Source organism: Mycobacterium sp. Marseille-P9652 (assembly GCF_902652685.1).
In the GTDB taxonomy this organism is placed as follows: domain Bacteria; phylum Actinomycetota; class Actinomycetes; order Mycobacteriales; family Mycobacteriaceae; genus Mycobacterium.
Genome location: NZ_CACRUY010000099.1, coordinates 1 through 7,744, shown reverse-complemented (window position 1 = coordinate 7,744; position 7,744 = coordinate 1). Strand labels below are relative to the sequence as shown.

At 70.2% G+C, this 7,744-nt stretch carries 5 protein-coding genes and 1 pseudogene; all 6 read right to left on the bottom strand.

The genetic code is table 11. The features are described 5' to 3' along the window. A partial coding sequence (locus GPY60_RS27345) for a PGRS repeat-containing protein (RefSeq protein WP_370462831.1) occupies positions 1-233 on the bottom strand: 233 nt, incomplete at its 3' end. A gap of 90 nt (positions 234-323) precedes the next feature. Then, positions 324-473 (bottom strand): annotated as a pseudogene (locus GPY60_RS27635) (PE family protein); the annotation flags it as partial. A 251-nt stretch (positions 474-724) separates the two neighbouring features. Next, positions 725-2,011, bottom strand: coding sequence for a pyridoxal phosphate-dependent aminotransferase (locus GPY60_RS25885; protein WP_156690549.1), 1,287 nt, complete (start codon positions 2,009-2,011; stop codon positions 725-727). A gap of 50 nt (positions 2,012-2,061) precedes the next feature. After that, positions 2,062-4,998, bottom strand: coding sequence for a heterodisulfide reductase-related iron-sulfur binding cluster (locus GPY60_RS25880; protein WP_156690548.1), 2,937 nt, complete (start codon positions 4,996-4,998; stop codon positions 2,062-2,064). A 111-nt stretch (positions 4,999-5,109) separates the two neighbouring features. Continuing rightward, the gene (locus GPY60_RS25875; protein ID WP_156690547.1) at positions 5,110-6,828 is read right to left on the bottom strand and encodes an Hsp70 family protein; all 1,719 of its coding nucleotides are present in this window, start codon (positions 6,826-6,828) and stop codon (positions 5,110-5,112) included. 113 nt (positions 6,829-6,941) lie between these two features. After that, on the bottom strand, positions 6,942-7,493 hold the full coding sequence (locus GPY60_RS25870) for a hypothetical protein (protein WP_156690546.1): 552 nt from the start codon (positions 7,491-7,493) through the stop codon (positions 6,942-6,944). Positions 7,494-7,744: the final 251 nt, after the last annotated feature.

Sequence of the window (7,744 nt, the reverse complement as noted above, 5' to 3'; positions counted from 1 at the left end):
CCATTACCGGTCGAAGAGGCCCCGCCCGCGCCGCCGGGGCCGCCGGCACCGAAGAGGATCCCACCGGCTCCGCCGGCGCCGCCCGCCTGGCCGGCCGCACCGGAGCCGCCGGCGCCACCATTACCGAACAGGATGCCGCCGTCGCCGCCCTTGGCCCCGGTTCCCGGGGCCCCGTTGGCACCGTTGCCGATCAGCGGGCGTCCCAGCAGCGACTGGAATGGTGCATTGATCACGTCGAACACGCCCTGCAGCGGCGCCGCGGCGGTGGTCTCCGCCGCCGTATACGAGCCGCCCGCCGCGCCCATCGCCTGCACGAACTGATCGTGGAAGGCTGCCGCCTGACCGCTCAGGGCCTGATACTGCTGGGCGTGTGCCCCGAACAATGCTGCGATCGCGGCCGACACCTCATCGCCGGCCGCCGCCATCACCGATGTCGTCGGGGCCGCCGCGGCGGCGTTGGCGGCGTTGAGCATCGACGCGATGTTCGACAGGTCCGTTGAGGCCGCGCTCACCAGTTCGGGCGCCACATTAAGAAACGACATCGGTTCTCCTACCGCCGACCCGCAAAAGACGACAAGAGCGTCACGCATGCATGCGATGCCCGGTAGGGCATTTCTGCCCTACTTCAGCGGTCAGAGCGACAGGCTTCGCCAGGCGCGACGCCGTCGCCGGTGAAGGGGGCCGCGGTTTCGCCGAGATTTCAAACTCGGCTACGCGCGGCCGTCTACTGCCGGTAACTGACCAGGAAGTTGCCCAGCCGCTCGATCGCCTTGGCCAGGTCGCGCGCCCACGGCAGCGTCACGATCCGCAGGTGATCCGCCTCCGGCCAGTTGAAGCCGGTGCCCTGGGTGACCAGGATCTTCTCCTGCAGCAGCAGGTCGAGCACCAGTTGCTCGTCGTCCTCGATGTCGTAGACCTCGGGGTCGAGCCTCGGGAACGCGTAGAGCGCCCCCTCCGGCTTGACGCAGGACACCCCGGGGATCTGGTTCAGCTTCTCCCAGGCGACGTCGCGCTGCTCGAGCAGGCGCCCGCCCGGAAGCACCAGGTCCTCGATGCTCTGGTGTCCGCCGAGGGCGACCTGGATGCCGTGCTGTGCGGGCACGTTGGGGCACAGCCGCATGTTCGCCAGCAGGCTGATCCCCTCGATGAAACTGCTGGCGTGGTCCTTGGGCCCGGTGATCGCCAGCCAGCCGGCCCGGTATCCGGCGACGCGGTACGCCTTGGACAGGCCGTTGAACGTCAGGCACAACATGTCCGGCGCGAGCGTGGCCACGTTGATGTGCTTGGCGTCGTCGTAGAGGATCTTGTCGTAGATCTCGTCGGCGAGCAGCAGCAGTTGGTGCTTGCGCGCGAGGTCGACCATCTGCGTGAGGATTTCGCGGCTGTAGACGGCGCCGGTGGGATTGTTGGGGTTGATGACGACCAGCGCCTTGGTGCGCTCGGTGATCTTCGATTCCAGGTCGGCGATGTCGGGCTGCCAGTTCTGGGTCTCGTCGCACAGGTAGTGCACGGGGGTGCCGCCCGCCAACGACGTCGACGCCGTCCACAGCGGATAGTCCGGCGACGGGATCAGCACCTGGTCGCCGTTGTCGAGCAGGGCCTGCAGGGTCATCGTGATCAGCTCAGAGCATCCGTTGCCGAGGTAGACGTCGTCGACGTCGAACCGCGGGAAGCCCTCGACCAGCTCGTATCGGGTCACCACCGCGCGGCGGGCCGGCAGGATGCCCTGGGAGTCCGAATAGCCCTGGGCGTACGGAAGCGCCTGGATCATGTCGCGCATGATCACGTCCGGAGCCTCGAACCCGAACGGCGCCGGGTTGCCGATGTTCAGCTTGAGGATGCGGTGACCCTCGGCCTCCAGCCGCGCGGCGTGCTGGTGCACCGGCCCCCGGATCTCGTACAGAACGTCCTGCAGCTTGGACGACTGCGCGAACGTGCGCTGCCGGTGGTGTCCCGCGTGCACGGGCAGCTGGTGAGTAGTCACGCCACCAATGGTGCCACTGCTGTCCACCTAAATTTGCTGAGCGGTGCCAAACCGTGACTCAGCTCGCGGGTGGTTGATCAGCGCTTGCCGGGCGGACGAGCGCCGCGGGCGATGCCCAGGCCCTTCACCGGCGCCTGCGGCTCCCCCCCGTCGCCGTCTGTCTCCTTCGCGGGCTGCGTGCCGGGCTTCGGCTCGGCGGCCGTTTCTGGCTGCTGCTCGGCCGGGGCTTCGGTCGCCTTGGCCTCGACCGGGGCCTCGGGGGCCTTGGCTTCGGTCGCCTCGGCCGCGGGTGCGGCCTTCTTGGCGCCGGGCCGCTTAGCGCCGGCGGCGATGCCCAGCCCTTTAACCGGTGCGGCCGGGGCCTTCGCCTCCGCCGGCTCGGCGGCCGCCTCGGCCGGCTCGGCCGGCGCTTCGGTCGCCTTGGCCGCGGTCGTCTTGGCCGCGGGTGCGGACTTCTTGGCGCCGGGACGCTTGGCCCCGCCCGCGATGCCCAGTCCCTTCACGGGAGCCGCGGGCGCCTTGGCTTCGGCTGGGGCCTCGGTGGCCGCCTCCGCCGGCGCCTCGGTCGCCTTAGCCGCGGGTGCCGCCTTCTTGGCGCCCGGGCGCTTGGCCCCGCCGGCGATGCCCAGGCCCTTGGCCGGTGCCGGCGCGGCCTTGGCCTCAGCGGCCTCGGCGGGCTGTTCGGCGGGCTTCTCCGGCGCCGCGGCCGGTGCCGCGCCGGCCTTGGCCTCCACCTTGGGCTCGGGCTTGGGCGCCCGCTTCTCGGCCTCCTTGGCGGCCGTGCCCTTCTCGGGCAGCGTCGCCTTGTCGTACTCGAGCGACCCGAGCAGCACCTGAGCCACGTCGAGCACCTCGACGCCGCCGCGGCCCGCCTCCTCTTGGCGGTCGTTGACGCCGTCGGTGACCATCACCCGGCAGAATGGGCACCCGGTCGCGATGGTGGCCGCCCCGGTGGCCAGCGCCTCGTCGACCCGCTCGTGGTTGATCCGCTTGCCGATGTGCTCTTCCATCCACATGCGCGCGCCGCCGGCGCCGCAGCAGAAGCTCCGCTCGGCGTGGCGTGGCATCTCGGTGAGGGTCGCCCCGGCGGCCCCAATGAGCTCGCGCGGCGCCTCGTAGACCTTGTTGTGCCGGCCGAGGTAGCACGGGTCGTGGTAGGTGATGTCCTGCGACACCGGGGTCACCGGGACCAGCTTGTTGTCGCGGATCAGCTGGTTGAGCAGCTGCGTGTGGTGCAGCACCGTGTAGTTCGAGCCCAGCTGCCGGTACTCGCGGCCCAGGGTGTTGAAGCAGTGCGGGCAGGTGACGACGACCTTGCGGTCGACGGCCTCGACCCCCTCGAACACGCCGTCCAGGGTCTCGACGGCCTGCTGCGCCAGCTGCTGGAACAGGAACTCGTTGCCCGAGCGGCGCGCGGAGTCGCCGTTGCAGGTCTCCCCGGTGCCGAGGACCAGGTATTTGACGCCGGCGATCGCGAGCAGCTCGGCGACGGCCTTGGTGGTCTTCTTGGCCCGGTCGTCGTAGGCGCCGGCGCAGCCGACCCAGAACAGGTACTCGAACCCATCGAAGCTGTCGACGTCCTCCCCGTAGACGGGGACGTCGAAGTCCACCTCGGAGATCCAGGCGGTCCGCTCGGAGGCGTTCTGGCCCCAGGGGTTGCCCTTGTTCTCCAGGTTCTTGAACAGCATCGAGAGTTCGGAAGGGAACTCGGATTCCATCATCACCTGGTAGCGGCGCATGTCGACGATGTGGTCGATGTGCTCGATGTCCACCGGGCACTGCTCGACGCACGCGCCACACGTCACGCAGGACCACAGCACGTCCGGGTCGATGACGCCCTTCTGCTCGGCGGTTCCCACCAGCGGGCGGGTGGCCTGCTCCGGCCCGGATCCCATGACGCGCCCGAAGCCCGACTCGGGGACGTGGTGCTCCTCGGCGTGCTTCTCCCCGGACACTTCCTCGCCGAGCCCACCCTCGGGGGTGTTCTCGGTGGGGGCCTCCTTGCTGCCCAGGATGTAGGGCGCCTTGGCCATCCAGTGGTCGCGGAGGTCCATGATGACGAGCTTGGGCGACAGCGGCTTGCCGGTGTTCCACGCCGGGCACTGGGACTGACAGCGCCCGCACTCGGTGCAGGTGGCGAAGTCGAGCATGCCCTTCCAGCTGAAGTCCTCGATCTTGCCGCGGCCGAAGACCGCGTCATCCGGCGGGTTCTCGAAGTCGACCGGCTTGCCGTCCGCCTCGATCGGCAGCAGCGGCCCGAGCCCGTCGGGCAGCCGCTTGAAGATGACGTTGATGGGCGCGGTGAAGATGTGCAGGTGCTTGGAGTGCAGCACGAGGATGAGGAATGCCAGCATCACCGCGATGTGCAGCAGCAGGGCCGTCGTCTCGATGATCTCGTTGGCGGGCTGGCCGAGCGGGCGCAGGATCGCGCCGAACAGGTGCGACAGGAACGCCGGCTTGCCGTAGGGCAACGTGCCGTTGTTGACCGCCGATCCGCGCACCAGGACGTAGGTCCAGATGACGTTGAAGATCATGAACAGCACCATCCAGGCGCCGCCGGTGTGCGATCCGTAGAACCGCGACGCGCGGCCGTACTCCTTCGGCTCGCTACGGAGCCGGATGACGGCGAAGGTGGTGATGCCGAGGAAGACGGCTGTGGCGAAGAAGTCCTGCAGGAAGCCCAGCGCGCCCCAGCGGCCGATGATCGGGATGTGGAAATTGTCCTGGAACAGCAGGCCGTAGGCCTCGATGTAGACCGTCAGCAGGATGAAGAAGCCCCACATGGTGAAGAAGTGCGCCAGGCCGGGAAGCGACCATTTCAGCAGGCGGCGCTGCCCGAAGACCTCGGCGATCTCCGTCCAGACGCGCCGGCCGGGGTCGTTGGTGTGCCCGGGCGCCGGTTGCCCGGACGTGACCAGTTTGAACAGGAACAGGACCCGGCGCGCGGCGAGCGCGAGCACGAGCAGCGTCATGCCCATGCCCACAACGAGTCTGATGAGCATCTGTGTGGTCACGAAGAGACCTCTCCAATGCGTTGTTAGTTCAGCGTTTCTCAGCCTGCTTGTTGCTGATTAGCCCTGCTCAATAGTGACATCTCCCCGGATTTCGCCGCGAGAAAGGCTGCCCTAACCTCCGCCCGGGAGCAACGGCAGCTGAATCACAGGCGGCAGCGGCCTGACCCGCGAGGTGGGCGGCGCGGCGGTGGTCGTCGGCGGCGCCGCCGTCGTGGTCGGCGCGGCCGTCGTGGTCGGCGCTTGCGTGGTGGTCGGCGCCTGTGTGGTCGTGGTCGTCGGGGGCGGATTCGTCGTGGTGGTGGGCGGCGGCGCCGACGAGGTGTCGGACGGCTGCGTGGGCGGCGGCGGTGGCGCCGGAACCACGGTCTCGGTGGTGCTGCCGTTCGGCTCGGTGATGGTCACGGTTTGCGACGGCTGCGGTGGCGCCGGTTGGTTGGGGGGAGTGGTGTTGACGGGGGTGGTCTTGTTGTGGCCGAGCGTCAGCGCGAGCACCACCGCCACCAGCACCGCCGCGAGGGCGCCCGCGACGCTGAGGACCAGCGCCGTGCGCTTGTACCACGGCAGCCCGCCCGGTGCGGCGGCGTAGCGCTCGTCGTCCGCGTCGCGCGGTGCGGGCGGTTCGCCGCCGTACTGTCCCGTCATGTCGGGGCCCGTGTAGGGCACCGGCTCGCCGGCGTCGTCGGCGTCTTCGGACCAGGCCAGCACCGGGTTCGCGGCGGCGCCCCGGGCGGCGCGCACCATTTCGGTGGGGGCTTCGACGGCGGCGGCCGCGGCGGTGGCGGCACCGGCCGCGGCGGTGGGGGCGCCCGCCGACAGCCCCTGCCCGCCGAGCGTCGCCGCCCCGACGGCCGCGCTGAACGCGGGCTGTGGAGCGGTGCGCACCGGCACCCCGAATTGCTCGGCGAGGCGGGCTCCGACCAGCGGGATGGCGGCGCCGCCGCCGACGGTTGCCAGGCCCGCGAGGTCGCTGTTCGCGATGCCCGTGTCCCTCAAGAGGTTGTCGACGGCCCCGACGAACCGGTTCAGCGGTTCGGACAGGAGCCGCTCGAATTCCGTGCGGGACAGCGCCACGCGCTCCCCGGACGGGGTCGCGACCGTGGTCGCGGTGGCCGTCGACAGTTGTTCCTTGGCGCGACGGGCGTCGTCGAGCAGGCGGGTCTGTGAGCCGAGGCGCGCGGTGCTGGCGAGGTCGGCGCTGGTGGGAGCGGCCGCGGCGGTCGTCTGTTCGAGGATGAGCCGGTCGATGGCGTCGCCCGAGAACTCGGTGTTTCGTACCGTCGGGCCGATTTGCCGGAAGTCGGACCCGGCGTCGACGAGGGTGACGCTGGTGCCGCTCGCGCCGAAGTCGCACAGCGCGACGACGCCCTGGGTCGGCAATCCCGGCTGGGTCCTCAGCGCCGCCAGCGCCGCCGTGGAGTCGGGGATCAACACGGGGGCCACGCCGCCGCGGGCCAGGTCCGGCTGGGCGAAGAACTCGTCGCGCAGCGCCGCCAGCTGGGTTTCCGACCAGTACGCGGGCACCGCGATCGTGACGGGCGTCCCGTAGCCCACGGTGCGCGCCATCGCTTCGATAGCTTCGACGGTCAGCACCTCGCCGAGGTACTTGGTGCCGTCGGCCGCTACCAATGGGGTGCGGTCCCCGACGCGCTCGACGAAGCCCCGCAGCACCAGGCCCGGCTCGGTGAGGTTCGGGTTCTCCTCCGGGAGGCCGACCTCAGTGGGCCGGTTCTCGAAGAGCGTCACGACGGGGCTGCGGGTCACCGGGGCGCTGCCCGCGCGCGCGGCGACCAGATGGGCTACTCCGATCGACAGCCCGAGCGACTCGCTCATATAGCGCACCCCTGTGTCAGTCGTCGTGCCGGCGGGCGCCCGGCGGCGCTCACCATAGTGGCGGTGGATTCCCCGCGAGTCCTCCCGCGAGTCTAAGTGCGGGGGCGGACGCGTCAGGACAGGCCGGGCGGCAGCGTGATCACCGGCCCGTCGGGAATGGTGATCTCCGGCGGCAGCGCCGGCAGATGGTGGCGATGCGTGGACGGTGGCTGGGTCGGCTGACGCGTCGGCTGCTGGGTCGGTTGATAGGTGGGTTGCTGGGCGGGCGGCTGGGGCGCGGTGCTCGTCGGCGGTTCGGTGGTCGTCGTCGTGGTGGGCGGCGGCGTCGTGGTGGTGGTCGTGGTCGTCGACGGAATCGTGCTGGTCGAGGGCGTGTGGCTGCTGCCCTGGCGGTCGTGGATGAGCTCGAGGACGCCGTAGACGATCAGCCCGATCAGGAGCAGGACGGCCGCGACCCATGCGATCAACGCCGCCGGCTTGCGATACCAGGCTGTCGGCTCGTTCTCGTCCGGCGGTGCCCACTCGTCCTCCGGGACCGATTCCGGCGCCGGCTCCGGGTGCTCGACGGTGGACGGCTCGGCCCGGGGCGGCTGTGCGCCCTCGCCCCAATTGCCGAATTGCGTCGGCTGATTGTAGAAATCGTCCCCCGGGCCGTTACGTGCCACGACACCGATGTTACTGACCTCACGTTCACCGCTTCGGGCGAGAAGCGTGCACGCGGCCGGATGCCGCGCAGAGGTGGGTGTATGGCGCGTTAGGCGAACGGGCTTGGGTCGGCGAATGGTGTTTCGCCTCAGTTCTTTTCGCCTGGTCCGATGGGAGGGTCAGTTGGTGGTGGGTGGTGCCTTGGGTTGGAAGGGGTTGTACCACCACCAGTCGGCGCGCTCACCGAGGGGCCCGCGACAGGGTGGGACCG